The sequence below is a fragment of the Niabella drilacis genome, from assembly GCF_900101395.1.
Taxonomy (GTDB): domain Bacteria; phylum Bacteroidota; class Bacteroidia; order Chitinophagales; family Chitinophagaceae; genus Niabella; species Niabella drilacis.
Genome location: NZ_FMZO01000001.1, coordinates 71,690 through 98,265 on the forward strand (window position 1 = coordinate 71,690; position 26,576 = coordinate 98,265).

A 26,576-nucleotide genomic window follows, 5' to 3' on the forward strand; every position below is an offset into this window, starting at 1 on the left:
GCACCCGTAGTTTCCCAATGTCCTATGCCGGCGAGCAATTTTGTTGAAATGCTAAAATGAAAGAAGACCGCGGTTGTTGCATTTTAAAGAGTAACCCCGTTTAACCGGATAAAACCATACAGCATATGAAAAAGTATAGTATCCTGTTTACCTGCTGCTTCCCGTTTATTTTGAGCATATATAGTTGCGATCCTCCCCGGTCCGGACTGTTCAATTGCACGGCTCTTGGCTATCTCCGTACCCTGCAATTTGTAATTAGGGATAAACATACATCCGAGAACCTTATTACAAAAGGTGTTTATAAGCAGGAGGACGTACGCCTTTTTTACGAGAGCGCTCCCGGAAAGTATGACACCCTGTATCATATGGGAGGGCTTCCGAACATGCCCAGGGATACAGTAGCTGTTGATCTGGATATTGATCATCCGGTTTTTAGCCAATCCAGGGATTTTTATATCAAATATGACGCTTCGGATATCGATACGTTAAAAATAATGGCCAGGGCCGACCGGTCTAATGTCTGTAAAACCGAATATACGCTGAAGCAATTCTGGATAAATGGTAAGGCTGTAACTACGCCCCGGAGCTTCAACGAGGTCTTTGTTATTAATAAGTAGTACCCGGTTTTTCCCATAGGGAAGACCATAAACGTACTTCCACGTCCCACCAGTTGCCCATGTCCCCAGGGAAGATAGCAGCACTGCCGCTGAACAGTGCGACGCAAGCAAGGCCCGATAGCAGTACCGGTGCCCGGCCAGTAAATTAAGATAAAATAGGTTCCCTTTTATAAGCAACCTGCAAACGGCTTCGCTGCCTTATTGAACAATCGTTTGTGCAACCGGTTACAAATCCGAAATAGAACGTATCTTTGCTGCCTATGACACAGGAAAAATTACAGGATATGCGGTCCCGCGTTCTCGGGATAAGGAGGTTTCTTTGACGTCGAGAACCGTCAACAGAAAATAAATGAAGATAAACAGCTTTCGCTAAGTCCCGGCTTCTGGGACGATAATCAGCGTGCCACGGAGATTTTAAAGAACTTAAAGACCAATGAATACTGGATGAACCTGTTTCGCGAAGCCGAAACAGCAGTAGAGGATTTTGCGGTTTTGTTCGATTTCTGGAAGGCGGGCGATGCCACCGAAGCCGAAACCCAGGAAGCCTATGACCATGCGCTGGGCGTACTGGAGGATGCTGAATTTAAAAGCACGCTGAACGAAGCCGAGGATGAATTACCGGCGGTGATCCAGATCAACTCAGGTGCGGGTGGTACCGAAAGCCAGGACTGGGCAGAAATGATCGCCCGGATGTACCGGATGTACGGCGAAAAGCAGGGCTGGAAAATAACCGAGCTGGACTGGCAATGGGGGGATGGCGCCGGTATTAAAACGGCCACCCTGCAGTTTGAAGGACCCTTTGCTTATGGCTTTTTAAAAGCTGAGAGCGGCGTGCACCGGCTGGTGCGCATTTCTCCGTTCGACAGCAATGCCCGGAGGCATACTTCTTTTGCATCGGTATTTGTGTACCCGCTCGTGGATGATACCATTGATATTGAGATCAAGGATTCCGAAGTAAAAATGGAAACAGCACGCAGTGGTGGTGCCGGCGGACAAAATGTGAACAAGGTAGAAACGAAAGTGTTCCTGACCCATATTCCCACGGGTATCGTAGTGGTTTGTCAAACCGAACGGACCCAGATGGGGAACCGGGAAAAGGCCATGCAGATGCTGAAAAGCCGGTTATATGAGGAAGAGCTGCGCAAACGCGAGGAGCTGAAAAATGCAGCAAACGCCAACAAGAAAAAAATTGAATGGGGCAGCCAGATCCGCAGCTACGTGTTTCACCCCTATAAAATGATCAAGGATCACCGTACCGAATACGAAGTGGGGAACGTGCAGCCGGTGATGGACGGGGAATTGGACGGCTTTATCAAGGCCTACCTGATGCAGCGGAAAGAAACGGTCTGATCCTTTTGCGGCGACCGGCATTCCATCGGCCCTGGGAACGAACCGGGGATCCGAAAAGAAATAAACAATGATTGGAAATACCGGGAACTGTATTTTCAGATTAAAATTTTTCAAATCTTCAAATTAAGATAATATGCACCAGGGATCATTTTCCTATCCTTTACCGGCCAACGAACCGGTACTGAACTACGCCCCCGGAAGTAAAGAACGGGAAAGCCTCAAAGCAGCGATTGCGTTGCTGAAGAGTCAGAAACTCGATGTGCCCATGTATATCGGTGCCGATGAAATACGCACATCAAAAAAAGAGCCCCTGCGCCCGCCCCATGCGCATCAGTTTGTATTGGGAAAGTTTTCCATCGGTGAAAAAAAACATGTACAACAGGCGGTAAACGCGGCATTGACTGCAAAGAAAGGCTGGGAGGCCATGACCTGGGAAAGCCGCGCCGGCATTTTTCTCAAAGCGGCGGATCTGATCGCAACCAAATACCGCGGACAGATGAATGCAGCCACCATGCTGGGACAAAGTAAAAATGCCTACCAGGCGGAGATCGACAGCGCCTGCGAATTGATCGACTTTTTACGCTTCAATGTTCATTTTCTGAGTGAGATCTATAAACAGCAACCGGTAAGTGGCCCCGGCATGCACAATCGCCTGGAATACCGGCCACTTGAAGGTTTTGTACTGGCAATTACCCCTTTTAATTTTACGGCGATCGGCGGTAACCTGCCTACCTCTGCGGCCATGTGCGGCAATGTGGTGGTTTGGAAACCTGCTCATACCCAGATCTACTCGGCACAACTCTTTATGCGCATTTTGAAGGAAGCCGGGCTTCCGGATGGAGTCATCAACCTGATCTATGTGGACGGTCCGGTTGTGGGGGATGTGTGTTTTAGTCACAGGGATTTTGCCGGTGTACATTTCACAGGTTCAACAGGGGTCTTTAATCACATGTGGGAAACCATCGGGAAAAATATCCCCAGATACAAAAGCTACCCGCGTATTGTAGGCGAAACCGGCGGTAAGGATTTTGTGGTGGTGCATAAAAGTGCCCGCCCGGACGTGGTTGCAACGGCGCTGCTGAGAGGCGCTTTTGAATTTCAGGGACAAAAATGCTCCGCTGCATCCCGTGCATACATCCCGTCAAACCTTTGGAAGGAGGTAAAGGCGCTGCTGGTTGAAGGGGTGAATTCCTTTAAAATGGGGTCGGTTGAAGACTTCAGTAATTTCATCAACGCGGTAATTGACGAAAAAAGTTTTGATAAGATCAAAGGCTATATCGATAAAGCCAGGAAAGATCCGAAGGCCCGTATTGTAGCGGGCGGTAACTGCGATAAAAGTGAAGGATACTTTATTCAGCCCACGGTGATCGAAGCCAGGGACCCGCAATTTATTACGATGCGCGAGGAGATTTTTGGCCCGGTATTAACTGTGTACGTATATCCTGCCGGAAGTTTTGAAAAGACATTGGACCTGGTGGACAGCACTTCGCCTTACGCGTTAACCGGTTCCATCATAGCTACCGACCGTGCAGCGATAGAAACGGCTACAAAACGCCTTTCCAATGCTGCAGGTAATTTCTATATCAATGATAAACCCACAGGGGCAGTAGTAGGGCAGCAGCCATTTGGAGGCGCCCGTGCTTCAGGGACCAATGATAAGGCCGGATCGATCCTGAACCTCTATCGCTGGCTGAGCGTACGCACGGTTAAAGAGACCTTTAACCCACCGGTAGATTACCGGTACCCGTTTATGGCAGAGGAATAATAGTTGTTTAAAGTTTGGAACTTGAAACGTTAAACCTGAAACCGTTTAATCTTGAAACTGATTCTAAAACCCGAAGAGATCGCGATCACTATCCGGCGGCTGGCACACCAGATCGTGGAGAATCATGATGATTTTTCGAAGATCGCCATTATCGGCCTGCAGCCGAGAGGTATTTTTTTATCGAACCGCATCTATACCGAAATACAGAAAATATCAAAAGGGCAGCCGATTGATTACGGGAAGCTGGATATCACTTTTTACCGGGATGATGTTCGTAACGAGCTGCATGCGGCCAATGAAACGGATATCCCGTTTTCGATCGAAGGGAAAGATGTGATCCTGATCGATGACGTCCTGTACACCGGCCGCACTACGCGCGCGGCCTTCGATGCCCTGCTGGACTATGGCCGGCCAAAGAAAGTAGAACTCTGTGTGCTGATCGATCGCCGGTTTACCCGGGAGTTTCCGATACAGGCCGACTATGTGGGTAAGTACATCGACTCTTTTGAAACGCAGAAGGTACTGGTACGCTGGACAGAAAACAGCGATAAGGATCATGTGACCATGACGGAGGGATAAACAGGGACGGAAATATTCTTTACCTGCCGGGTTCGGACCCGGGTACTGCCTGGTATGGAGGTAAATGGAGGGATCGGTGTATCAAAAGAAACCAAACGGCCGGCGCGGGAAACACGGGCGTCGGATAAATAATCCTTAAGGGACCAGGGCAGTTACCCGGTATAAACCGGGCGCTTTTATACCCGTTCTTTTAGCGATATAACAAAATAAAATCCAGGTAACCTGTTCTGCCCTCAGGATGCAACAACTGCCAATCCATCTGCCGGCTGCTTTACCTCCACCGGTACGATGTGCCGGCTAAAGGATTAACTGTTTTCCAATTGCCATTTTTATTTTCGTTCCACCACTACCGGTATCTGTCGCTGATCATCAATATTTCAGCAGTCGTAATACCACTACGTCTTTCGTTCACCTCTTTAGAAATATCTATCAGATACGCATCAAGCGGGGAAGCGCCCCTGATGCCATCCACGATCCATAACAGGCATTCCCCTAAAATAAAATAGTTTCTGCCTTCAGGGAGCGGGCTGTGTGAAGAAAGGGGATTGGTGGGGAATTTTTGTATATGCGTGGTATCTTTAGATAAAGCAATGAGCGCCCCAATATGTTCCTGCCGGAACCGGGGCATCTGGAGCCAGAGGCGCTCCCCTTTTTCATCGTGTTCATATTCGTTATAGGTTCCGTTTTTCAGTTGTTGCACAAACGTTTCGGCATTAGGATTATTGATATCGAACCCCTCTTTTTTGCAGCCCATGAGGAGCATTATTATTCCTATAAGCAGCGCCCATTTTTTCATGATGATTCCAGCTTTATTTTGATCAATACAAAGTTATCTTATGGTTCAAGTATGACGCCCCATTCTGCCACATGAAAACCGTGCCGTAGGACCGTTTCTCTTTTATTATAGGGAGATAGCTTTATAGGCCTGTCAAGTGCCTTTACGAGGTAGAATAGTCTTAAAACGGCATCCGGCTGCTCAGAAAAATGCAATCGGATCAACTTGTCAATTATTGATTTTTCCTGTGGATAAACCGCATAATAAGGAGCCTCTTTTAGCCTCGGGATCCAGTAATTGATAAAATCGCTGATCTCTTTAGGTTTAAACTGACAGGCCGCCATATCCGTTTCAAAAAATTGTTGCAGGCTGTCACGCGATACTACATGGCCCGCATTCTTTTGCCAGTTGTCGGGCTGCTGGCTTTCATAAAAAAGATAATCGTATTGCCCGTCGATTTTGCCAGACGGCGCCACCCTTACCTTCCAGCCGGTATGGTAGGCGGGGATGGATGCAATGACCGAGCCACCCAGGGGGAAGCTCAATTCCACCTGCAGATCCGTTTCTTTTAATGGATAGAGGTACACATTCGGCTTGTAAGCGATCCTGCAGTTTTTGCAGCGATCAGGCTCCGGTTTGTCTTTTTTACAGCCTGGTAAAATGATTATACCCAAAGCAATCAGGAAATATATCTTACTCATACAAAACAGTTTCTTATTTAAGACGGGGCGTGCCGGCAAGACGCAACAGGAATCCCCGGAAGTATCACTTTGGGCTCAAAAGTAATCCTGTTGTAGGACAGTTGTTTTGTGAAACCTGGTAGACGGCAATCATGAAAAGCATTGGGCACCGGCTGCGTTTTTTAGCCGGTATCTGAACTTTTAAGTGACCTGGTTGTTCCAGCTGATATGCGGCGGTACAGTACACGATTGTTTTGGTGCTTTTTATTCTTTTTTTTCCACGGGGAAATGCCGGGCCAGGAAGCAATCCCATATGATCGCATTTCCCGGGAATTAGCGGAGGTACTGGTAAAAGATCAAGGGCCCCGGGACACCTTAAATGCATTAGCCGCAAAATACGGCGCCAATGCCGATACGGTAACCCGTTACTGGGCATACCTCAATAAGACGGATTCATTCAATACCAGAAGGGTTTCCCGGATCATTGAACAATATGGCTGGCCCGATCAGCGGCTGATTTCGCCGGAAGCCTCAAAAGCATTATGGCTTGTTATTCAGCATGCGGACTCCCTTACCCGTGAGCAATACCTGCCCGTGCTGGAGTAGGCGGCTTCTGAAGGAAAGGCCTCCAAAGTATATGCGGCATATCTGTATGACCGGGTGCAGATGTTCCGGGAGCGGTTTCAGTTTTATGGAACCCAGCTGGGGGGCGATTATGCGGGAAATCCGATATTATGGCCGGTGAAAGACATGCTGCATCTGGATGTGCGCAGGAAAGCGGTAGGGTTGAGCCCATTAAAAGAGGCGCTTAAAGATTACCCCGTTTCCTGGTCGGAACCGGTCTGTGATTCCCTAGCAGGTAAGATCGTTTTTTATGGGCTTGTCAGCGATTCGCTGGGGCGTGGACTTCCCGGTGTCCGGATCTGCGAACCATCAGGAAAGCTTACCGGCAAAACCGACCCGCAGGGATATTTCAGGGTTTGGGCAAACCGCCGGGTATTGCAGAAAGGGTTGTTGTTCAAAGGGAAGGGATACCACACTTTCAGATATCAGTTCCATAATAAAAAGGCGGAAGTATTTTATGATAGCATCCGATTATTCAAAAACTGACCGTTTGGGCAGAGGACAGCACAATCAAAGAAGCTCTTTGGCCTGATCTTGGTAGTTTTTCAGGGATACCTGTCGGCACTGCCCGGCTTTTTCATCATTAAAAAGGATGTTATGGAAACGGGAAATAAACAGTTTTCGATTGAAGCGACCATCGATGGTAAGCGAACCCAGATACAGGTAACACCTGCAGAAACAACAGACGGAGTTACATTTTACAAATGCAGCGTGGGATCCGGTGAAATTACGCAGATCCGTAATGATGAGGGCTTTTGGAAACAGATCTGGGGCGATCTGAGTGATGAGGAAGTAAAATCAATCGGAGCGGTCATTGATTCTTACGCCGAAAAAAATAAGATCACTTCTTAAAGTATCGATTGGGTATTCATTCCGGTATGGGAGTTTTGGGAAATTAAAACAGCCGTTTATCAAAAACTACTCTTCGCTGGTGAACGATCTTCACTTTTTTCATGTCGGCGTGTAGCGGGTTTAATACATAGTTCCGTTCTTCGGGCATTATGACGCTGGGCACCATCAGCAAAAGCGCTTCGCCTCTTTTTAAGAACCGATCCCCCAATTGTGCCGTTGTTTGCGCGCTTTCGGATACCTCCCAGTCTGCGGGTAGCATTTCCGGAAATATCTGTTCCGTCTGCACCGTATCTGCAACTTCAAGCGTTAATAATATATAGGGTTTAACAGTCAGCATCTTTGCAGGAGCGTGCGCCAGTATTTCCAGGAGCGCCAGTGCACGGCTTGCAGATGCATATAGCGAAAAGCGGCCCTCGCTGTTCCAGCGCCCGCCGTTCATCCATGCACCCTTTCCTGAGAGGTCCATGGCAAAAGATTCCTGGGCTATCCTGTAAATGTGCAAATTGCAAAAGTTAAAAAGGCTATGAATACACCCCGTATTCTAAACGGCCTAGTATTTTATTAAGCATTTGAATACCGAAAGTGGTATCCAGAAAGTCGATCGGTTTTTTGTTGTCAAGGGCTGGCAAAGGACTTTGCAGCCACTCCGCAAAATACTCTTTAGAGCCGATCACGTCTATACCCCGCTGTGCAAATGCTGCCAGTTCCAATACCTTTTCGGTTTTAAGGGTATCCAAAAGCTCATCATCCTGCTTGCGTTGAATATTGCGGTGAGAGGAATGCAACAGGCTGCTCAATTGCTCCATATTAATACCCATATAGGTAGCCAGGGATTTTAAAGTAGCCTTTTTGATACCTGTTCGCGTAAGCGCAATCAGATCAAGATCTCCGGAAAGCGGCTGCTTTACGGCCTTGCTTCCGCCAAGTATGACGCGCAAATTATTGGCAGAATCCTGAAGTGCCGGTGCGGGCTCGTTAACAACAGAAATAGGATCATCATCACCTTTTGGGTAAGGTTTTATTTTTGATTCTTTTTTCATTTTGACCCATTTCTCCAAATATACGACATTTTGTTTTGTTTTTTTTCATTTTGTCGTTTTTTTGATAAAATCCCTGAAAGCGGGGCTTGGAAAAATGCCAATGTGATAGTGCCCTGAATTATCTGAATGGAAAATTTTATGTAAGTTTGAACGCTTCGTTTAGTACCGGCGAAGCATTTTAAAAAAGGATTTGATTCATGGCAAAAGACATTGCAGCACCTAAGGCAGGCGTAACGTATGATGAAGACAGTATTAAAAGTCTGGACTGGAAAGAACACATCCGGCTTCGCCCGGGAATGTATATCGGAAAACTGGGAGATGGCAGCAGCCCGGATGACGGGATTTATGTATTGGTGAAGGAGGTGATGGATAACTGTATTGACGAATACATGATGGGTTATGGTAAGGCCATTGAACTGACCATTAAAGACAATACCGTAACGGTAAGGGATTATGGGCGGGGGATACCCCTTGGTAAAGTGGTGGATGTGGTAAGCAAGATCAATACCGGGGCCAAATATGACAGTCGTGCTTTTCAGAAATCAGTGGGGTTGAACGGGGTAGGTACCAAGGCAGTGAACGCGCTGAGCAATTATTTTAAAGTGGTCGCGGTGCGTGATGGAAAAGATAAATGTGCTGAGTTTGAGCGCGGAGTGCTGGTAAAAGAGAGCAAAGAGGCCAAAACGGGTGAAGACAATGGTACCCTGGTGACATTTATTCCGGATGATACCATCTTCAAAAATTTTAAATTTCATCCCGAGTTCCTCGAAAATCTGATCTGGAACTATTGTTTCCTGAATGCGGGTCTAAAGATCATTTTCAATGGTAAAACCTATATTAGCCGCAATGGTTTGCTGGATCTGTTGCAACGCAAGACCAATGAGGATGAGATCCGGTATCCGATCATTCATTTAAAGGGAGAGGATATTGAACTGGCGGTTACCCACGGAAACGATTACGGAGAGGAACTGTACAGCTTTGTGAACGGCCAGCATACCACACAGGGAGGTACCCATCAGCAGGCATTCAGGGAGGCGTTTGTAAAGACCATTCGCGAGTTTTATAAAAAAGATTATGATGCTTCAGATATCCGGGGCGCTATTGTTGGCGCCATAGCGGTAAGGGTAGTGGAACCGGTGTTTGAAAGCCAGACCAAAACAAAACTGGGTTCGCAGAACGTAGACATTAACGGCCCCAGTATGAAGCAGTTTATAGGTGATTTTCTTTCCAGGGAGCTGGATAACTATCTGCATAAGAACTCTTCAACTGCAGAGGCGCTTAAAAAGCGGATAGAGCAGAGCGAGCGGGAGCGCAAAGATCTTGCAGGTATTAAAAAGTTGGCCAATGAAAGGGCTAAAAAAGCCAACCTGCATAATAAAAAGCTGCGCGATTGCCGTTATCATCTGAATGACGACGCTCCTTCCAAAGGAAAGGAAGAATTTATCGCAAAGCAAAATGAGACCACGATTTTTATTACCGAGGGCGACAGTGCCAGCGGCTCCATAACCAAGGCCCGGAATGTGGAGACCCAGGCGGTTTTCAGCTTGCGGGGAAAGCCTTTGAACAGCTTTGGGCTTACCAAGAAAGTGGTATATGAAAACGAAGAGTTTAACCTGTTACAGCATGCGTTGAACATTGAAGAGGGAATGGAAGGCCTGCGCTTCAATAATATTGTTATTGCCACAGATGCGGATGTGGACGGCATGCATATCAGGCTGCTGATCATGACTTTTTTCCTGCAATTTTTTCCGGAACTGGTAAAACAGGAAAAAGTATATGTACTGGAAACGCCCTTGTTCCGGGTGCGTGATAAAAAAGAAACGATCTATTGCTACAGCGAAACGGAGAAAAAAGCGGCGATGAAAAAGCTGACCGGCAAACCGGAAGTGACCCGTTTTAAAGGGCTGGGGGAGATCAGTCCGGAAGAATTTGCCCAGTTTATTGCCGGTGATATGCGGAAACAGCTGATGCGGCTGGAGCAGGGCGATCATATTCAGCAATTGCTGGAGTACTATATGGGTAAGAATACCATGGATCGCCAGGAGTTTATTATTGATAACCTGGTAGTGGAGATAGACCAGGCAGAGGAGGAAGCGGCTGCTTAATATAGAGCCGGCCGGGGAATGACCTCATTGTGGGTTGTTGATATAATGCCCCAATCGTAAAAGCATTGAGATGGACAAAGATTCAAATAGCGGCCGGTTTAAAAATCAAATGCTAAAACCGGTGTAAGACATTTCCTGCGCTGCAGGTGTCTGGTGCCGGGTAGACAAAGGTTAGACCTATCATAAAACACCGCTATAAACGCATTGATCCATACGGAGCAGTAAGAATTGGAATTTAGGATCTTGGTGCTGTAAATCCCGGCTGCCGTTCCGCCAATGGAAAATTTGACCCTTCAGTGCAGCTCCTTGTCACTTTCGCATTGATTAAGGCGCCGGTCAAAACCTGACCCTGGCATGTGTATGCGATGGCTGCGGGGATAACTGCAGGATAACATATTTTAGATCTGCGCTTCTCTGCGAAGGGAAAAGCCTGTTTTTGGCTGCTGCTATGAAGTCAGGGCAAAGCAACCGTTTCCAGTTTTTGCAAGGCAGCATCGGGCAGGGGGACTATCTTCCGGAGCGCATAGTCAAAACAGATCATTCCTGTTTTTGCAACCGCAACCCGCACTTTTTTGCCTGCAACCTCCTTCTCCAGTAAATAATAGAGGTCGAACCCGGCGCGGTGGATATCCCCGGCTGTTACGGACACAATCAGCGATTCGCCCATAAAAGCCTCACTCTTAAATTCAATGGCGGCATCGGCCATAATGAGGCCAACTCCTTCCATCAAAAGCTCGGTATATCCAAGCCGGTGCAGGAATTGAACCCTGGCTTCATGGATCATGCCCAGCAGGCTGTCATTGCCAACATGGCCGCCATAATTAATGTCGGTAACCCGTACCGGTATGGTACAGGAAAAATGAAATGCTTGGGGTAACGTAATCCTGATCCTGGGCATATCGCATGTTTAAACCTGCCGTTTATGATTCCTGTGCAGGTGCGGGATGCTGATTTTCCTATTCTTAGAGACCCGAATTTTCCGACCGGGCCATTTCCAGTATATCAAGGAAATTATCCGGGGTAGCAGCTACGGGCGCCTTGGCCATCTCTTTCTGCCATTGCTCAATCTGGTAATTGCAGTCGCTGCTGGTATTTTCACCGGCAACACAATCTGCCATATTCCCCAGTTTTTTAGACATCCGTACTACATTCCCGTCTTCGGTCATCAGCATGATATAGCGGCCCTGGATGGCTTTGTTTTTTTCTACCGTTGTTTTATAGGTATTGCCGGAGGCTGTTTTGATCTGTATCGGTTTAACAGGCTCATTAAGGGCCAGGTCTGTACCTGTTTCTGTATGGGGTTTGATAGTGGGCTTTGTTTTAGGAGCCTGCAGGGCCACAGGGGATTTGCTGGAATCGTCCTTTTTTTCAAACAGGTCGGCGATAATATTCTTGGAATCCCTGTTGGATTTTTCAACAAGATGGAAGACAGAGAATCCCAGCAGCCCCACAATACAGGCGGCCACAGCGTACTTCGACCAGTTGAAGCTGCCTTTTTTTACCGGGGCCAGTTTTGATGCTGGCCTGGCCGTACCCAGTTCCGCATCTATTTTATCCCAGGCTATAGCAGGTGGCGCTACTTCAAGCGCCTGCAGCCGCTCGGAAAGATGGCTGAATGAATCTTCTTCCTCGAGATGTTGGAAGATATGATCCCAGGAGGCAACAGGTGGTACGGTTTCGAGTACCTGCAATTTTTGCCCCAATGGTCTTAACGCCTGTAACTCCTCTAATTCTGCGGCGATGTTGGTCCATGCCTCAGCCGGTGGCGTTACCTGGTAATCATATAATTTATGTTGGCTGTTCATTGCTTACCGTGTCCATTTTATCTTTATTCTCAATGTATTTTCTTACCAGGTCCTGCAGGATCGCTTTTGCACGCGAAAGCTGCGATTTACTGGTCCCCTCGCTGATGCCCAACATATCGCCGATCTCTTTATGCGAGTAGCCTTCCACTACATACATGTTGAACACCGTCCGGTAGCCGGGAGATAATTGCGTGATCAGTTGTAAAATATCCTTTTCAGCTAGTTCGTCCAGTACGGAAACGTATTTCCCTTCAATAGTATTCTCTTCCTTTTCTGTTACCGGTTGCAGGTACTTCTTTCTGCGGAAATGTTCAATGGCCGTGTTCACAAAAATACGGCGCACCCACCCCTCAAATGACCCGTCGCCCCTGAAACTGTCCAGCTTTTTATATACCTTAATGAACGCGTCCTGCAATATATCCTGTGCTTCTTCAGCATTGGAAGCATAACGCAGGCAAACAGCGTACATTTTCGGAGCAAAGCGGCGGTACAACTCTTCCTGCATCCTTCGATCTCCGTCAATACATCCTTTTATTAAGTCGCTGTCGGGTATGATATGGTTGCTTTCTGTATTCAAATTTTTAAATTTTTTAAAAAGTGGCTTGTATCTGGGTTAACCGGCTGATGCATTTACCAGTAGCAGGCTGTATTTCTCCTGCAAACCTGTACACTTTTGAACCGGTCAGCTATCCACAAGACTCGTCAAATATACCACCAGTTTTTTAACTGCTTTCTTTCGGTGGCTAAATTCCTGTTTTTCCTCCAGGGTCATTTGGCCAAATGTTTTGCTGCTCCCTTCGGGAATAAAAACGGGGTCATATCCAAAGCCATTGTTCCCCCTTGGTTCAGGGGCAATGGTGCCGCTGCAAAGTCCCTCAAAAAGCTCTTCTTTTCCGTTGATTATGACTGAGATAACTGTTTTAAACCGGGCTTTTCTGTTTTCCTGGTCCTTTAACAGGGCCAGGAGTTTTTCTGTATTGGAAGCGTACTCCGGTTCACCACCGGCAAAGCGGGCACTCAGGACACCCGGGGCGCCGTTGAGCGCTTCTGTTTCCAGGCCACTGTCCTCGCTAAAGCAATTCTTGCCGGTCAGCTGGTAGATCACTGTCGATTTTTCCGTAGCATTGGCCTCCAGGGTAGGATGGGGTTCCGGTATTTCTTTCAGGATACCGGCTTCTTTAAGACTGATAATAGCAAATCCTCCAGGCAGGGCCTGCCGGATTTCGCGCACCTTGTTTTCGTTATTAGTGGCAAAGATCAATTCGATCATATATTGAAAATTTTTTTAAGGCTGGCCCATAGCTGGGTCTTTGCAGGTTTGTCCTCTTTAAGCTCATGCAGTGCCGGGGCATGAACCACGGTCAGCTCCGCATGAGTTTGCACCTGGTAGGGGGGGATCTCAAAAGGTAATCCGAATGCCGCTGTTGTGGTCCCGAACAGCAATAAGGTGGTGCTCTCAAAATGACCGATAAACTCCCGGTGATCGACCTGCAGGTAGTTACTGCGGTTAACGATCGCCACGTCGTTGGGCGTCAGCCGGCAGGCGTTGAGCAGCTGCGAGAGGAACTGGAACGAGGTGTCCGGAAGATGCAGGTCGTCCGGGTAGTCCACCACTACCAGGATGTGCTTCTTATTGCCGCCCAGCGATTTCCAGTCGGTCATGGCTGCTACCACCGGGGGCTCTGCACCGGGAACCGTAGCAGGCGGCCCGGGCTGTGAAGCAGGCGGGGCCTGGGTTGTGAGATCTATAGAAAGGGACCTTGGATACAATCGCGCGATCAACCGGGGCGACAGATCAATTTTGTTCAGACTCATACGTTTTACTTTTTTCCTAACAGCGCTGTTCGTACCTTCGCTATACTCCCGAGCGGTATCGGGATCAAAAATAATATTTTATGGTGGAAGCAATGAGTATACCGGTAACGAAAACCGGTAAAAGCAAGCTGGAGCAGGTGGATTTTAACCACCTGGGTTTTGGTAAGTATTTTTCTGACCATATGCTGGAAGCGGATTATGTGGATGGTCAGTGGACAAATGTCAATATCCGCCCTTATGAGTCGCTCGGCTTCCTACCAGCCCTATCGGTGCTACATTATTCCCAAACGATATTTGAAGGACAAAAGGCCCATAAAGACGAGAACGGGAACATTCATATCTTCCGGCCGCATGAGAACTGGAAGCGGATGAACCGCTCGGCAGAGCGCCTGGCCATGCCCGCTGTTCCCGAGGAGATTTTTATAGATGGAATGAAACAACTGGTGGAACTGGACAAGGCGTTTATTCCTTCCGGTTATGATGAGTCGCTATACATTCGTCCTTTTCTTTTTGCCACGGAAGAAACACTGGGGGTAAAAGAATCCTCTTCCTATAAATTCCTGATCATTACGGGCCCAGCCGGTTCTTATTTTTCGGCGCCGGCCCGTATTTATGTAGAAGAAAAGTACACAAGGGCGGCTCCCGGCGGAACGGGCTTTGCCAAAACCGGCGGTAATTACGCGGCATCCCTGCTGTCGTCAGCAGAAGCAAAAAAGCAGGGCTACGACCAGGTATTGTGGATGGATGCGCTGGAGCATAAATATGTGCAGGAAGTGGGCGCGATGAATATCATGTTCATCATCGGAGATACATTGGTGACCCCGGATCTTACAGACGGAACTATTTTGAGCGGTATTACCCGCCTGAGCCTGCTGGAGCGGTTCCGCGACCAGGGCTTTAAAGTGGAAGAACGTAAAGTATCGATCGATGAGCTGATCGAAGCCTATAAAGCCGGCCATTTAAAAGAGGTATTCGGATGCGGGACCGCAGCCACTATTTCTCATGTAAAAGAGCTGAAGTATAAGGACTTTGTGATGGAATTTGATGTGGACAGCATGACTATTTCCGCGGAGATGAAAAAATACCTGCTGGATTATAAGGAGCACAAACATGGTGATCCTTATGGCTGGCTGGAAAGCGTATAAATGATCCTTTTTGATCATGGGGCGGGGCCGGGAACTCAATTCCGGCCCCGTTTTTTGTTAATTATATAATATGCCCTTTGGATTTTATTAAACATCCTTCCCGGGGCGTAAACCTGGCCGGGGGCTTGAGGGCAACCCGTCTTATAACAGGGAGGCGCAATTCCTTTTAAAGACCGGTTTGTTCCGGAACCGGGAGCGGTTATTTCAAAAACACCGGCAGGAACGCAATGTGGTGTTGAAATGCCGCTTTTAAGGGAAGGCCAATTTGCTGCGGGTGTTCCGGGATACAACCGGGCCGGCACGCTATCCAGGGGCAGGAATGTATTAACTTTGCAAACTGATAGTCTGTAATTTTTTGAGAAACAGATGATTAGGAATTCTGCAGTACAAGGGAGTGACACAACGAAGACGAGCAGGATTACTGCTGCCGGTTAAAAAATAAGGGCAGGGCAGAAAAAATGAGAATTATTTTTGTAAGTTCATCAACAAATGCTACCTTTGCCGTCCTAAATTTAAAGCATTAAAGAATGCCTACTATTAATCAGTTAGTTCGTAAAGGAAGAGAAATTATAAGGGCAAAAAGCAAATCCAGGGCTTTGGATCAGTGTCCGCAGCGTCGTGGTGTTTGTACCCGTGTTTATACTACAACCCCTAAAAAGCCAAACTCTGCGCTGCGTAAGGTAGCTAAGGTACGTTTGACCAATAAGGTAGAGGTGATCGCTTACATTCCGGGTGAAGGACATAACCTGCAGGAGCACTCAATCGTGCTGATCAGGGGTGGTCGTGTGAAGGATCTGCCGGGTGTACGTTACCATATTGTACGCGGAAGCCTGGATACTGCCGGCGTAAAAGACCGTAAGCAGAGCCGCTCCAAGTATGGAACTAAAAAAGCTAAAAAGTAATTTTTAGACGTTAGACATTAGATTTTAGACATTAGATATAAATTATAAAAGATGCGTAAAGCACAAGCCAAGAAACTTCCGTTAGCACCGGATCCCAAGTTCAACGATAAATTGGTTACCCGTTTTGTAAACAACCTTATGTGGGAGGGTAAAAAAAGTGGAGCATTCACTATTTTTTATGATGCCCTGGATAAAGTTGCAAAGCAAACCAATGAAGATGGGTACGAAATCTGGAAAAAGGCTTTGGCCAACGTAACCCCAGCGGTTGAAGTACGCAGCCGTCGTATTGGTGGTGCTACCTTCCAGATCCCTGCGGAGGTGCGTCCTGATCGTAAGATTTCATTGAGCATTAAATGGCTGATCCGCTATAGCCGCGACCGGAACGGTCGTAGCATGGCAGATAAACTGGCCAACGAGATCGTTGCGGCCAGTAAAGGTGAAGGTGCTGCTTTCAAAAAGAAAGAAGACACTCACCGTATGGCAGAGGCCAACAAGGCATTTGCACACTTCAGAGTATAATCTTCTATTATAAAAGATGCTTTAAGCAGAGGCCCGTTCCGAAAGGAGCGGGCTTTTGCTTGTTGTAGTAAATACCGTACATTTATAAACGGCCCGGGTTGGGTGCCGATCTGTAGTGGTTCAAACAAAGGAGGATATCTTGGAAGCAAAAAAAGAAGTTTGGTTACGCGGGGAGAACGACCCCTCCGTGGCAGCAGAACTGCAGCCGGCAGCGAATGCATTGTTGCAGGCCGGCGAAGAGTTGGAGGCCCTGTTAAAGGATTTTCCGGATGCATGGTTATGGGAGCGGCCGGCTGGTGTGGCTGCCGTTGGCTTTCACTTAAAACATATAGCGGGGGTACTGGACCGGCTGCTCAGCTATGCCGAAGGAAAAATGCTGTCGCCGGAGCAACTGGCCTACCTGAAAAATGAACCGGTAGCGGATGAAATGACAACGGACGCCTTATTGGAACAGGTCAGTCGGGCTATTTCAGCAACCATCGATCGCTATAAACAGTTTGGTTCCCCGTTGCTGACGGAGCCCCGGCCGGTAGGAAGAGCCGGACTTCCTTCAACAGTGATCGGACTTTGTTTTCATGCCGCAGAGCACACGATGCGGCATACTGGCCAGCTGTTAGTAACCGTAAAAGTGCTTCAGAACGGGTGACGGAGCTGGTTTCAGAAATCATAGAAGGATGAGGTTTTTTAGGATGTGGACGAAAATAAAAAAGCATATTTGTCCATAACTGTATTTGAGAGTATATTTATGGACGAAAATAAAAAAATATATTTGTCCGTAACTATATGGGAGAAGCAATCATTGGCCGGGATGCCGAAAAGAAAATACTGAAAGACATGCTGGGCTCGAAGGAGGCGGAGCTGATTGCCATCCTGGGCCGCCGCCGGGTAGGAAAAACGTTTCTTGTGCGGGGGTATTATCAGCAACAGCTTGTATTTGAGTGTACGGGACTTCATGAGGCTGGCCTGGCGGAACAATTATTGAATTTTAGCAAGGCCCTTCAACAGGCCATGCAGTCTGCGATTCCACCGGCGACCCCGGATAGCTGGATGCAGGCATTCACCTTTCTCAGCGATTTCCTACAAACAAAAATTAAAGCGCAACCGGTGGTTGTATTGTTTGATGAATTTCCATGGATGCACACGCCTAAATCCGGGTTTTTAATGGCATTTGGACATTGGTGGAACACCTGGGCATCGCGTCAGCCGCAACTAAAAGTCGTTATCTGCGGTTCCGCAGCATCCTGGATGGTTGAAAACGTACTTCATAATCGGGGCGGTCTTCATAACCGGGTCAGCCGTATAATCCGGCTCCTGCCTTTTAGTTTGAGGGAATCCGAAGCTTATCTGGCAAGTCGTGGCATACGGTTAGACCGCTACCAGGTATTACAGCTCTATATGGCAATTGGCGGGATCCCTCAATATCTGAAACAGGTTGACAAAGGGGAAAGTGCAACCCAGGTTATCGATAAGCTCTTCTTTGAAAGGAATGGGATGCTTAAAACGGAGTTTAGTGTACTTTACCGGTCGCTGTTTAACAATGCCAGTTATCATGAGTCGATCGTACGCCAGCTTGCTAAAAAGCCGGGTGGAATGAGCCGGACGGAAGTCATAACAGCTTGCGGATTTACGACGGGAGGAACAACGACCCGGTTGTTTGAGGAACTGGAACAATCGGGGTTTATTGCTCAATATATACCATTTGAAAAAACTTCAAGGGATGCTGTCTATAAGCTGTCTGATGAATATTCCCTGTTTTACCTGAAATTTGTAGACCGCGCCCGTGCTATGGGCTCTGGCACCTGGCACAAGATGGCAGCAGGGCAATCTTATAATAGCTGGAGCGGTTATGCTTTTGAAGCCATTTGTCAAAAACATGTACCGCAAATAAAGGAAGCCCTGGGTATCAGAAGCGTATACACCGAAGCGTCGGGTTGGCGATATATCTCGAAACAGGGGGGAGCCGGCGCTCAAATTGATCTGCTGCTGGATCGACAGGATCATTGTATCAATATCTGTGAAATGAAATTTTCGGACAAAGCGTTTGTTATTGATAAAAAGTATGCAGCCGAGCTTGACAATAAAGTAAGTGTCTTTAAGGAACGGACAAAAACGAAGAAAACGATCTTTCCTACCATGATCACAACCTATGGTACTATGCAGAATAGATACTACACCGGGCGTATTGTATCGGAAGTAACCATGCAGGATCTGTTCGGATGATCACCCCTTCAATTTGCCAACCAGGTCAATATACTCCTGCATTGCCGTTTCTTTTGACTTTCCTTTTTGTTCTTCCCAGGCATTGTATTTGGCTTTGGCCACAAAGTCGAACGGGTTGGAAGGCGCTTCTGTATGCACATCACCCTCGGTGGCCTGTTTGTACAGGGAGTACAATTGCAGTAACACATCATTGGAGGGTTTTTCGGCCAGGGTTTTGCTGGCTGCCACCGCCGCTTCAAATTGCTGATTGAGTTCCATACTTTGCAGATTTATTGGTATTAAAAATACAGTTTGTAGTGTGATGCTGCGCAATGGCGGCAATTTCTTGTCTGGCGTCAAGAAGCACCGGTAATAAGCCGGCGCGGTATCGAGAAGGGGTTGATCTACCCGCCTTAGAAAGAATAGATAAAGCCAGGGATCAGCTGGTTGTTTAAGCGTACAAATGTGAAGGAGAGGGAGGATCGGTCATTCTTATTCATGCCCACCGATTTTAACAGCTTCCGGCTCCGGTTGGCTATGGTTTTGGCGCTCAGGTAGCCCATGCCCAGTGCCAGGGGGTAATCGCTGGCCCAGTGCACATCATTGTTGATCATGGAAAGTCCCAGGAGCGCTACCATGCTATAGCCTATCGGTTTGATAAAACGGCTTTCGGGATAATTCTCCGCCAGTATGGTTACGCTGCTCATTAAAGTGGCCAGGTGGCCGGAAGGGAAGGCATCGTAGTTAGGCGTATTTTTCTGGTATTCTTTTATGGAAGGGAAGGGATGCCAGTTGCCGCCCGGGTTGCTGGCCATAAAGGGCGATTGCCGTCCGGAGATCCGCTTTACCAATTGGGTACTGGCGCCCATCAGGAAAAAAGATTCCAGCAGTTGACTGGCGGTACTCCTTGACCGGTAGTCGTTGGCTATTTTCCCATAAGTGAATAAACCGGCGCCCACCAGCAGGCTTATATAACCCTGTCCCATCTGGTAAAAGGCACTGTTCAGGTTATTGGGGATCCGCAGCAGGCTGGTTTTTGAACCGCCGATCTTTACCTCCCAAACTGTTTTATAAGAGTTATCACGGTGAAAATGGATCCTGTCAGAAAAACGGTGCAGCTCATCCGCAATGGGCTGGTCCAATGCCAGCAGCGCACCGGTTGCCCCTGCGATCATGATCCAGGGCTTGATGCTTTCCCGTGAAAAACTGTTCTTGACATATTGCCAGCCATCTCCCGGCAGGTCTGTTATAAAGCCGAAATTCTTAGGTTTGGGGTAGATCAGGGTGATCCCCTTCCTCAGGTGATAAACCTGTTCATCTTTTACCGCCAACGCCGTATGGTCCGCCTCTTTAACCAGGGTGTCAGCAGGGGAAACTCCCATTGCATTGGCCTGTGAACTGTCCGTTTGTGCCGTTACATTGCTGCCAAGCAAGAGGCCGGCAAGCAGCAATGACCAGAACTGATTCCTCATATGATTATTGTCCTACTTCAGGGATCACGCTTCCGATACATCCGTTGGGCCGCTGAATATGTAACAGGGCGGCAAGGGTAGGAGCAATATCGGTCATATGCACTTCGCGGGTCAGCTTGCCGGGTTTAATACCCCATCCGAACCAAAGCAGGGGGATATGGGTATCGTGAGGATTCCAGGTGCCATGTGTAGTACCCGTACCTCCAGGGCTGCCGCTAAACCAGGCAGGATCCAGCACAATCTGAACAGGGCCGGAACGTTTGGGGTTATAACCGTTAATGATCATTGTTTTTATGGGTTCGGGTATGGATGCGTTGCCAATGTTCTCAACATCTGCCACAAACTGCACGCCATCCTGTTTTTGCAGGAATGCAACGGTAGCTTTTTTGATAGCGGCAAAATCAAGCTTCTTTTTTTCGATCCGGTCATTATCGAAATGAACCTGGTAGTTGGCGCCTGAGCGAACGAGTTTTTCCTCCCCAAACTCAGCTTTCAGCCGGTCGTTCAGCTCCCGGATCACTTTGCCATTCTGGAAGAAGTCGGCGGGCATCTGATGCTCCTGCATAAACCCGATGGCATGCGCTGCGCCATGATCTGCCGTCAGGAATACGAGGTAGTTCCCTTTTCCTACTTTTTGATCGAGGTATTTAAAAAAGGCGTCAAGGTCTTTGTCGAGCCGCAGGTAAACGTCTTCCACTTCTATAGAATTGGGACCATATTTATGTCCGACATAGTCGGTAGATGCACAGTTGATGGTCAAGAAATCGGTAAAGGATCCCGCTCCCAGCTGGTACCCCTCTACAGCAGCTTTTGCAAAATTGAGGGTTAAGGTATTCCCGTAGGGAGAACTGCGGATCACGTCCGGGTCCTGTTTGAATATTTCACTGAGGTCGTGCGGGAAACCGGTGGTTTTTTCACCTTTGAATTTTCCCTCCCATTTTACATCGTCAGCCGTACTTTGTGTATAGGTGTTAACCGGGTATAATGTGGTCCAGGGTTTTGAGGTAAGCGCCTCGGGCTCTTTCCTGGCATTAAATTGTGCTGCCCAGCGGGGGAGCTCTTTCATGTACCAGGTACTGGTGATGAACTGGCGGCTTTCATCATCAAACCAGAAAGCGCCGGTGGGGTTATGCCCTGCAGGCAGGATAGATGCCCGGTCCTTAAGTGAAACCCCTACTACTTTTGAGCGGAAATTGGTTGCCAGGCGCAATTCGTCCGTGATGGTGGTGGCCAGGTTATTGCGGGGAGACATTTTTCCTGCTTTTGAGTTACTGCCTACTGCCTGCACAGTAGAGTCGTCCGTACAGTAAACGGATCTTCCCGTTAACTGGTCTACCCAGTCGTTACCGGTAATCCCGTGTATGGCCGGAACAGACCCGGTAAACACAGTGGTATGCCCTACGGCAGTAAACGAAGGCAGATGACTGATGAATGTATTTTCACAGGTATATCCTTCCTTTAACATCCGGTTGAACCCCCCGGTGCCGTAACGTTCTGCGTAGCGGTAAAGGTAATCCCAGCGCATCTGGTCCACTACGATGCCGACAACCAGTTTCGGGCGTTTTATCGCGTTTTGTGCAAACCCGGCGATGGCAACAATGAGCGCAATCAGTAAAAGGTGAATCTTTTTCATCGTGATAATCAATTTGTCCAAAAATAGTGAAACAGGGGGGATAAAACATAGCATTTATGTAAAGTTTAGTTGAACAATAGATGCCTGCGGGCAGTGGGTGGCTGAACAAATGGTGGCATCTGACAGAATTTCGATAATTTCAAAATATGGAACAGCGATTTTTGCTTTTGATCATAGCCGCCTGTCTTACGGGATCTGTTGCTGCACAGGGGTACCGGTTCACCATCCGGCTGGATCCGGTTACCCCGCATGCTGCTGCAGATACTGTGTTTTTTGTCGCCGGAAATTTCAATGGCTGGCAGCCCGGCGCCGGCGGATACCGGTTTCATAAAACCAAGGCCCAGGCATATGAGTTAACCATTGCGGGCTTAGCAGGGCCCCTTGAGTTTAAAATTACAAGAGGCGATTGGTCGAAAGTGGAGACCACTGCTGCGGGAGCGGCAATGACGAACCGGAAAATCGAATTGGTGTCCGATTCTGTCATACGGATAACTGTTGCCGGCTGGCAGGATCATTTTCTGTTGCCGGAGAAACGACATACGGCAAGTCCGAATGTTCGGGTGGTTGAAAATTTTTATATGCCTCAGCTGGGCCGGAGCAGGAACCTGCGCATTTATTTGCCGGAGGGGTATAACAGCACGCCGCAAAAGCGCTATCCCGTTTTGTATCTGCAGGATGGGCAGAATGTCTTTGACGCGTACACTGCTTATGCAGGGGAGTGGGCCGTGGATGAGTACCTGGATCATACAAAGCTGCCTTCCTGTATTGTAGTGGCCATTGACAACGGAGGCGGGCTGCGGCTGAATGAGTATGAGCCGTACCCTGTGAAGCGGATCCCCCGGGCCGAAGGCGACCGGTATGCCGCATTTCTGGTAAAGACGCTAAAGCCCTATATCGACGGCCATTACCGGACGATGAAGGAAAAGCGGCATACGTCTATTGCCGGAAGTTCTATGGGCGGACTTATTTCCCTGTACACAGCATTAAAATATCCCGGGGTATTCGGTGGTATTGGCGTATTTTCTCCTTCCTTTTGGGTAACGGAAAAAAAGATCTATGAGGATATCCGCAAAAATGGCGCCTTCTTAAGGGCCGCGCTTTATTTTTATGTAGGGATGCAGGAAGGAGACACCATGCCGGAGGACCTGTTAAAAGCGGTGCAGGAGCTGCAAAAAGCCCCAGGATCGCGGCTTACGGCGGTTATCCGCAGTGGCGGGCGGCATAATGAAGAAGCCTGGAGAAAAGAATTTCCGCTCTTCTACCAGGCCCTCGTTTCAAAAAACAATTAAAAAAACTATTTGCCGAAAACTTTTAAAATACTTGATACGGACATCGATCCCTCAAAGCCACTGATCAGCTGTTTGTTGCTGCCATAGAAGGCATGAAAAGGGAGGTTCCGGATGTCGTAATAGGTGGGCAGGGCAAAAGCATAATCTTTACCCACCAGGATGTTCGGATATTGATGCAATTTATAGTGTGCTGCAAATTTTGCCATTTCTTTTAAAGGAAGGGGGGTAGCCATAACGATCTGTATGTCTTTGAACTTATCGATATTCTTGATCAGTTCTTCAGTTTCGTGTTTGCAATGGTCGCACTCCGGGCTGAATATAATCATCATTACGGGTTTGTTCTTTTGCAGTTTGGCTTTTAACTCCCAGCCGGTACTATCCGCAGAAAGCAACCGTACGGATGGAATGGTCTTGTATTGTTTATAAGGGGGAAGGGACTGGCTGCGGGCGGTGCCAAAACTCATAATGGTGATCAGTAATAATAATAAATACTTCATCTTGTTGATTTTATGAAAATAAATGCTACCAAAGATAACAATAGGATGCAGATTCGGTTGAGAGGGTTGCCTTAAAAAGGCTAAAAAAATTTTGTTTATTACGAATGTTTCGTAAATTTACTTCAAAATCGTATCAAAGATGAAGAAGTTAACCGCGCAGGAAGAGCAATTAATGATTGCCGTTTGGCAGGTGGGAGAGGGAAATGTAAAAGCGTTTATGGAGCAGTTGCCGGAGCAGCCTCCTTATACAACGGTAGCCTCCACTATTAAGAACCTGGAAAAAAAGGGGTATGTTTCCGGGCGGCTATTTGGGAACGTATATGTATACAAGCCGGCCCTTTCGGAGGAGGAGTATAAGAAAAAATTCATGGGCTCCGTCGTAAAAGACTATTTCAGCAATTCGTATAAAGAGCTGGTAAGTTTTTTTGTAGATCAGAAAAAATTGTCGGCCCAGGAACTGAAAGATATTGTAAAGATGATTGAAAGCGGTAAGAAGAAATAGCTATCAGTTGTCAGCCAGCAGCTTTGAGCCCTGGACGTTCGGCTGTGAGCTGATGGCTAAAAGCTATTGGAATCTGGAATCTCAAATCTCAATTTTCGAATCTCAACTCCTATACTATGCCTGTCATTATTGATTATATCCTCAAGCTAAGTATTTGTTTGGCCGTTGTATACCTGTTTTACCAGCTGTTTTTAAGACGGCTTACCTTTTATAACTGGAACCGCTGGTACCTGTTGGGGTACGGAGTGCTGAGTTTCCTGATTCCGCTCATTGATATTATGCCGGAACTACAGCGGAAGGAACTGGACCGCAATGCATGGGTACAAATGATCCCTGCCTTTGGGTTTACATCCGCTGCAGGGGATCCTTCGCTGCTGGAATCCTTATCCGCCTGGGATTGGGTCATGATTGCCGCAGCGCTGGGATCATTGGTGCTGTTGCTGCGCTTTTTTGTGATGTTCCTTTCCTTTTTACGGGTTAAAAAGAGGGCGCAGCTAATCTCTGATGCCCACACCCGTATTTACCAGCTGGATGAAGATATGCGTCCTTTTTCCTTTGGGAATGCCATCTTTATCAACACCGAACTGCACAGCGGGGAAGAACTGGAAGAGATCATTCGTCATGAGTTTGTGCATGTACGGCAAAAACATACCATTGATATTGTCTGGAGCGAGTTGTTATGCATCCTGCTGTGGTTTAATCCCTTTGTATGGCTGCTGCGCAAAAGCCTGAAGCAGAACCTTGAATTCCTTGCGGACAAGCAGGTGCTTCAGAACGGTATGGATAAAAAGGAGTACCAGTATTTATTACTAAAAGTTATGGGCAACAAACAATTTGCGTTTGCCAATCATTTTAATTTCTCTTCGTTAAAAAACAGGATCGCTATGATGAATACCATTAAATCGGCAAGGATCCATCTGACTAAATTTTTATTCCTGCTGCCGGTTGTAGCGGTACTATTACTGGCATTCCGGAAGGAAGTGATCGGTACGGAAAAGGAAATGACCCTGTCTGCGAACGATCAGCCAAAAAATCGACCGGCCGATGATGATCTTGCATCGAAGGCCCTTGAGCTGGCGGGGGACTCGCCCAAACCCATCTGGATGGTAGAGGGCATACCAGTTGCCATAAGCAACGGTTCTATGGCGTATTTTGATAAGAGCGATATTGCAGGTCCCGGGGATTTTAAGGTATGGTTTGATGGTAAGATTATAGGGATGGATGAGGCAAACAAAAAGGTCAACCGGTTTACATTGAAGGGAGTAGGCGCTATGCCTAAGCGCTATGCCTACGAGACACTGGGAGTTAAAGAAAATTTATTGCTGCTATCCGGTACAGGAAAATTCCCCACCAAGAACAAACCGATGGAGGATACTCTTCCGGCTTCTCAGATTCCGCGCGCAAAGAGCAGTTTGCAAAATATCATGGCAAAGCAGGATATAGACCCGTTGATCGTCCTAGATGGGGTAACACAGTCAAAGGATTTTGATATAAGCAGGGTGAAGCCCGAAGCAATTGAAAGCATTTCGGTTTTAAAAGACGCTTCTGCAACGTCTTTGTATGGAACAGATGCAAAGAACGGGGTAATAATCATCACCACAAAAAAAGGAACATTCGTTACCAGCGATACTTCCCGGTACCGGTTGGAACTGCGTTATACCAGCGACTCATCGCATTTAAGGGGGCTTCCGCTGCAAGGCAGGGTCAGCGGCGTGCGTATCGCAGCAAAGAGTAGTGCAAGCGGCGAGCATAGGCCCGGCGGAACCGGTGTGATACGTTCGGAAGCCGCTGCGGTTTCTCCTGCCGGAAAATTTGAAGGAGTGTATGTGGTAGACGGGAACGTGCAGGAGGCAAAATCCCTGGAGGCGCTTCCGGGGGATCATATTCAGTCCATTAATGTGTTTAAAGGAGATAAAGTTAAGGAAGCTGAATATGGAGAAAAAGCAAAGAACGGGGTGATTGAGGTACGCACGAAAAAAAATAATGATGACAGGCCTGCTTCCAGGCCGGTAAAGTCACTGAACGAGGTGGTTGTAGTGGGCTATGGCATAAAGGGCAAGAAGCCTGCGCCTGCGGGAACAACCTCAATGCAGGCGGTAACCGTGGTCGGATATAAGGAAAATGAAAAAGCAGGGGCTGCAGCTACCACCGTGCGTTTGGCAGAACCGGCGCAGACTACCGGTAAGGCTGTTACCTTCAGATCTGCTGTTAACTATACTGTTGAGGCTACCCCGGCTGCGAAAAAAGCAGACGAGTTCCGGATCGTTTTCCGGGCGCGGGAAGATGGTGCTGCCATTTCCTCAAAAAAGACGGCAACTGTTGTCCGGGATACGATCAGGATTTATGATAAACTTGATACGGATAAGATCTTTTAAGCAGGTCTGATGCCAGGTTTGCGTGCGGGTTCTGTG

29 protein-coding genes are annotated in these 26,576 nt (G+C 47.7%); 16 read left to right on the top strand and 13 right to left on the bottom strand.

All coding sequences use genetic code 11. The features are described from left to right. Positions 1–125: 125 nt before the first annotated feature. From BLS44_RS00325 to pyrR, 4 genes are all read left to right on the top strand, one after another. Entirely contained in the window at positions 126–617 is a 492-nt protein-coding gene (locus BLS44_RS00325) for a hypothetical protein (protein WP_090388052.1), read from the top strand. A gap of 260 nt (positions 618–877) precedes the next feature. Further along, positions 878–1,967 (top strand): peptide chain release factor 2 gene (gene prfB / locus BLS44_RS00330; RefSeq protein WP_143019614.1). Its coding sequence is split into 2 segments (ribosomal slippage): positions 878–937 and positions 939–1,967, totalling 1,089 coding nucleotides; the frame shifts between segments, so codons are not numbered across the junction. A gap of 133 nt (positions 1,968–2,100) precedes the next feature. Next, the gene (pruA, locus tag BLS44_RS00335; RefSeq protein WP_090388054.1) at positions 2,101–3,732 is read left to right on the top strand and encodes an L-glutamate gamma-semialdehyde dehydrogenase; all 1,632 of its coding nucleotides are present in this window, start codon (positions 2,101–2,103) and stop codon (positions 3,730–3,732) included. Positions 3,733–3,783: 51 nt separating this feature from the next. Beyond that, positions 3,784–4,311, top strand: coding sequence for a bifunctional pyr operon transcriptional regulator/uracil phosphoribosyltransferase PyrR (pyrR, locus tag BLS44_RS00340; protein WP_090388055.1), 528 nt, complete (start codon positions 3,784–3,786; stop codon positions 4,309–4,311). 346 nt (positions 4,312–4,657) lie between these two features. On the opposite strand, the gene BLS44_RS00345 is transcribed toward pyrR, so the two are convergent. Beyond that, complete coding sequence (locus BLS44_RS00345; protein WP_176954265.1) at positions 4,658–5,065, bottom strand: DUF4943 family protein; 408 nt, start codon at positions 5,063–5,065, stop codon at positions 4,658–4,660. Positions 5,066–5,145: 80 nt separating this feature from the next. Next, complete coding sequence (locus BLS44_RS00350; protein WP_090388057.1) at positions 5,146–5,787, bottom strand: hypothetical protein; 642 nt, start codon at positions 5,785–5,787, stop codon at positions 5,146–5,148. A 267-nt stretch (positions 5,788–6,054) separates the two neighbouring features. Between BLS44_RS00350 and BLS44_RS00355 the strand changes: the two genes are divergently transcribed. The 3 genes from BLS44_RS00355 (at position 6,055) to BLS44_RS00365 (ending at position 7,242) form a co-directional block, all read left to right on the top strand. Next, positions 6,055–6,372, top strand: a complete 318-nt coding sequence (locus tag BLS44_RS00355) for a hypothetical protein (protein ID WP_090388058.1) — start codon at positions 6,055–6,057, stop codon at positions 6,370–6,372. Between the two features lie 54 nt (positions 6,373–6,426). Beyond that, on the top strand, positions 6,427–6,876 hold the full coding sequence (locus BLS44_RS00360; RefSeq protein WP_176954266.1) for a hypothetical protein: 450 nt from the start codon (positions 6,427–6,429) through the stop codon (positions 6,874–6,876). A gap of 111 nt (positions 6,877–6,987) precedes the next feature. Then, the gene (locus BLS44_RS00365) at positions 6,988–7,242 is read left to right on the top strand and encodes a hypothetical protein (RefSeq protein ID WP_245729046.1); all 255 of its coding nucleotides are present in this window, start codon (positions 6,988–6,990) and stop codon (positions 7,240–7,242) included. Between the two features lie 43 nt (positions 7,243–7,285). Here the strand turns inward: BLS44_RS00365 and BLS44_RS00370 are convergent, their stop codons facing one another. Together BLS44_RS00370 and parS are read right to left on the bottom strand one after the other, a co-directional pair. Beyond that, a complete protein-coding gene (locus tag BLS44_RS00370) occupies positions 7,286–7,744 on the bottom strand; it encodes an RES family NAD+ phosphorylase (protein WP_090388061.1) in 459 nt (152 codons plus the stop codon). Between the two features lie 19 nt (positions 7,745–7,763). Then, positions 7,764–8,282: a type II RES/Xre toxin-antitoxin system antitoxin gene (gene parS / locus BLS44_RS00375; RefSeq protein ID WP_090388062.1), complete on the bottom strand. Its 519-nt coding sequence runs from the start codon at positions 8,280–8,282 to the stop codon at positions 7,764–7,766. Positions 8,283–8,479: 197 nt separating this feature from the next. Between parS and BLS44_RS00380 the strand changes: the two genes are divergently transcribed. After that, on the top strand, positions 8,480–10,387 hold the full coding sequence (locus tag BLS44_RS00380) for a DNA topoisomerase IV subunit B (protein WP_090388063.1): 1,908 nt from the start codon (positions 8,480–8,482) through the stop codon (positions 10,385–10,387). 454 nt (positions 10,388–10,841) lie between these two features. Here BLS44_RS00380 and BLS44_RS00385 read toward each other — a convergent pair whose 3' ends face one another. From BLS44_RS00385 to BLS44_RS00405, 5 genes are all read right to left on the bottom strand, one after another. Continuing rightward, complete coding sequence (locus BLS44_RS00385; RefSeq protein WP_090388064.1) at positions 10,842–11,285, bottom strand: acyl-CoA thioesterase; 444 nt, start codon at positions 11,283–11,285, stop codon at positions 10,842–10,844. Between the two features lie 64 nt (positions 11,286–11,349). Further along, complete coding sequence (locus BLS44_RS00390) at positions 11,350–12,192, bottom strand: hypothetical protein (RefSeq protein ID WP_090388065.1); 843 nt, start codon at positions 12,190–12,192, stop codon at positions 11,350–11,352. Then, positions 12,176–12,769, bottom strand: coding sequence for an RNA polymerase sigma factor (locus BLS44_RS00395; protein ID WP_090388066.1), 594 nt, complete (start codon positions 12,767–12,769; stop codon positions 12,176–12,178). The genes BLS44_RS00390 and BLS44_RS00395 overlap by 17 nt, the downstream gene beginning before the upstream one ends. 105 nt (positions 12,770–12,874) lie before the next feature. Beyond that, positions 12,875–13,462, bottom strand: a complete 588-nt coding sequence (gene rdgB, locus BLS44_RS00400; RefSeq protein WP_090388067.1) for an RdgB/HAM1 family non-canonical purine NTP pyrophosphatase — start codon at positions 13,460–13,462, stop codon at positions 12,875–12,877. Continuing rightward, positions 13,459–14,007: a hypothetical protein gene (locus BLS44_RS00405; RefSeq protein WP_090388068.1), complete on the bottom strand. Its 549-nt coding sequence runs from the start codon at positions 14,005–14,007 to the stop codon at positions 13,459–13,461. The genes rdgB and BLS44_RS00405 overlap by 4 nt, the downstream gene beginning before the upstream one ends. Before the next feature lie 80 nt (positions 14,008–14,087). Here BLS44_RS00405 and BLS44_RS00410 point away from each other — a divergent pair, with 80 nt between their 5' ends. From BLS44_RS00410 to BLS44_RS00435, 5 genes are all read left to right on the top strand, one after another. Continuing rightward, the gene (locus tag BLS44_RS00410; RefSeq protein ID WP_090388069.1) at positions 14,088–15,152 is read left to right on the top strand and encodes a branched-chain amino acid aminotransferase; all 1,065 of its coding nucleotides are present in this window, start codon (positions 14,088–14,090) and stop codon (positions 15,150–15,152) included. 527 nt (positions 15,153–15,679) lie between these two features. Then, a complete protein-coding gene (gene rpsL / locus BLS44_RS00420) occupies positions 15,680–16,054 on the top strand; it encodes a 30S ribosomal protein S12 (protein ID WP_026310044.1) in 375 nt (124 codons plus the stop codon). A 51-nt stretch (positions 16,055–16,105) separates the two neighbouring features. Next, complete coding sequence (gene rpsG / locus BLS44_RS00425; RefSeq protein WP_090388071.1) at positions 16,106–16,573, top strand: 30S ribosomal protein S7; 468 nt, start codon at positions 16,106–16,108, stop codon at positions 16,571–16,573. 139 nt (positions 16,574–16,712) lie between these two features. Continuing rightward, the gene (locus BLS44_RS00430) at positions 16,713–17,219 is read left to right on the top strand and encodes a DinB family protein (RefSeq protein ID WP_090388573.1); all 507 of its coding nucleotides are present in this window, start codon (positions 16,713–16,715) and stop codon (positions 17,217–17,219) included. 137 nt (positions 17,220–17,356) lie between these two features. Then, complete coding sequence (locus BLS44_RS00435; protein WP_090388072.1) at positions 17,357–18,793, top strand: AAA family ATPase; 1,437 nt, start codon at positions 17,357–17,359, stop codon at positions 18,791–18,793. Here the strand turns inward: BLS44_RS00435 and BLS44_RS00440 are convergent, their stop codons facing one another. The 3 genes from BLS44_RS00440 to pafA all read right to left on the bottom strand — a co-directional run bounded on the left by BLS44_RS00440 (position 18,794) and on the right by pafA (position 21,877). After that, positions 18,794–19,051, bottom strand: a complete 258-nt coding sequence (locus tag BLS44_RS00440; protein ID WP_090388073.1) for an acyl-CoA-binding protein — start codon at positions 19,049–19,051, stop codon at positions 18,794–18,796. 134 nt (positions 19,052–19,185) lie between these two features. Next, positions 19,186–20,244, bottom strand: a complete 1,059-nt coding sequence (locus BLS44_RS00445) for a phosphatase PAP2 family protein (protein WP_090388074.1) — start codon at positions 20,242–20,244, stop codon at positions 19,186–19,188. Positions 20,245–20,248: 4 nt separating this feature from the next. Beyond that, positions 20,249–21,877, bottom strand: coding sequence for an alkaline phosphatase PafA (gene pafA, locus BLS44_RS00450; protein ID WP_090388075.1), 1,629 nt, complete (start codon positions 21,875–21,877; stop codon positions 20,249–20,251). Positions 21,878–22,023: 146 nt separating this feature from the next. Here pafA and BLS44_RS00455 point away from each other — a divergent pair, with 146 nt between their 5' ends. Continuing rightward, positions 22,024–23,166, top strand: coding sequence for an alpha/beta hydrolase (locus BLS44_RS00455; RefSeq protein WP_090388076.1), 1,143 nt, complete (start codon positions 22,024–22,026; stop codon positions 23,164–23,166). Positions 23,167–23,171: 5 nt separating this feature from the next. Here BLS44_RS00455 and BLS44_RS00460 read toward each other — a convergent pair whose 3' ends face one another. Continuing rightward, positions 23,172–23,663, bottom strand: coding sequence for a TlpA family protein disulfide reductase (locus BLS44_RS00460; RefSeq protein ID WP_090388077.1), 492 nt, complete (start codon positions 23,661–23,663; stop codon positions 23,172–23,174). A 139-nt stretch (positions 23,664–23,802) separates the two neighbouring features. Between BLS44_RS00460 and BLS44_RS00465 the strand changes: the two genes are divergently transcribed. Both BLS44_RS00465 and BLS44_RS00470 read left to right on the top strand, forming a co-directional pair. Then, on the top strand, positions 23,803–24,165 hold the full coding sequence (locus BLS44_RS00465) for a BlaI/MecI/CopY family transcriptional regulator (RefSeq protein ID WP_090388078.1): 363 nt from the start codon (positions 23,803–23,805) through the stop codon (positions 24,163–24,165). A 116-nt stretch (positions 24,166–24,281) separates the two neighbouring features. Further along, positions 24,282–26,540 (top strand): M56 family metallopeptidase, encoded by a 2,259-nt coding sequence (locus BLS44_RS00470; RefSeq protein WP_090388079.1) that lies wholly within the window; start codon positions 24,282–24,284, stop codon positions 26,538–26,540. The last annotated feature ends 36 nt before the right edge of the window (positions 26,541–26,576 follow it).

Coding starts and splice junctions, on each gene's coding strand:
- BLS44_RS00325 (WP_090388052.1), top strand. CDS start 126: ATGAAAAAGTATAGTATCCTGTTTACCTGCTGCTTCCCGTTTATTTTG.
- pruA (WP_090388054.1), top strand. CDS start 2,101: ATGCACCAGGGATCATTTTCCTATCCTTTACCGGCCAACGAACCGGTA.
- BLS44_RS00345 (WP_176954265.1), bottom strand. CDS start 5,065: ATGGGCTGCAAAAAAGAGGGGTTCGATATCAATAATCCTAATGCCGAA.
- BLS44_RS00350 (WP_090388057.1), bottom strand. CDS start 5,787: ATGAGTAAGATATATTTCCTGATTGCTTTGGGTATAATCATTTTACCA.
- BLS44_RS00355 (WP_090388058.1), top strand. CDS start 6,055: ATGCCGGGCCAGGAAGCAATCCCATATGATCGCATTTCCCGGGAATTA.
- BLS44_RS00365 (WP_245729046.1), top strand. CDS start 6,988: ATGGAAACGGGAAATAAACAGTTTTCGATTGAAGCGACCATCGATGGT.
- parS (WP_090388062.1), bottom strand. CDS start 8,282: ATGAAAAAAGAATCAAAAATAAAACCTTACCCAAAAGGTGATGATGAT.
- BLS44_RS00380 (WP_090388063.1), top strand. CDS start 8,480: ATGGCAAAAGACATTGCAGCACCTAAGGCAGGCGTAACGTATGATGAA.
- BLS44_RS00385 (WP_090388064.1), bottom strand. CDS start 11,285: ATGCCCAGGATCAGGATTACGTTACCCCAAGCATTTCATTTTTCCTGT.
- BLS44_RS00390 (WP_090388065.1), bottom strand. CDS start 12,192: ATGAACAGCCAACATAAATTATATGATTACCAGGTAACGCCACCGGCT.
- rdgB (WP_090388067.1), bottom strand. CDS start 13,462: ATGATCGAATTGATCTTTGCCACTAATAACGAAAACAAGGTGCGCGAA.
- BLS44_RS00405 (WP_090388068.1), bottom strand. CDS start 14,007: ATGAGTCTGAACAAAATTGATCTGTCGCCCCGGTTGATCGCGCGATTG.
- BLS44_RS00410 (WP_090388069.1), top strand. CDS start 14,088: ATGGTGGAAGCAATGAGTATACCGGTAACGAAAACCGGTAAAAGCAAG.
- rpsL (WP_026310044.1), top strand. CDS start 15,680: ATGCCTACTATTAATCAGTTAGTTCGTAAAGGAAGAGAAATTATAAGG.
- rpsG (WP_090388071.1), top strand. CDS start 16,106: ATGCGTAAAGCACAAGCCAAGAAACTTCCGTTAGCACCGGATCCCAAG.
- BLS44_RS00435 (WP_090388072.1), top strand. CDS start 17,357: ATGGGAGAAGCAATCATTGGCCGGGATGCCGAAAAGAAAATACTGAAA.
- BLS44_RS00440 (WP_090388073.1), bottom strand. CDS start 19,051: ATGGAACTCAATCAGCAATTTGAAGCGGCGGTGGCAGCCAGCAAAACC.
- BLS44_RS00445 (WP_090388074.1), bottom strand. CDS start 20,244: ATGAGGAATCAGTTCTGGTCATTGCTGCTTGCCGGCCTCTTGCTTGGC.
- pafA (WP_090388075.1), bottom strand. CDS start 21,877: ATGAAAAAGATTCACCTTTTACTGATTGCGCTCATTGTTGCCATCGCC.
- BLS44_RS00455 (WP_090388076.1), top strand. CDS start 22,024: ATGGAACAGCGATTTTTGCTTTTGATCATAGCCGCCTGTCTTACGGGA.
- BLS44_RS00460 (WP_090388077.1), bottom strand. CDS start 23,663: ATGAAGTATTTATTATTATTACTGATCACCATTATGAGTTTTGGCACC.
- BLS44_RS00465 (WP_090388078.1), top strand. CDS start 23,803: ATGAAGAAGTTAACCGCGCAGGAAGAGCAATTAATGATTGCCGTTTGG.
- BLS44_RS00470 (WP_090388079.1), top strand. CDS start 24,282: ATGCCTGTCATTATTGATTATATCCTCAAGCTAAGTATTTGTTTGGCC.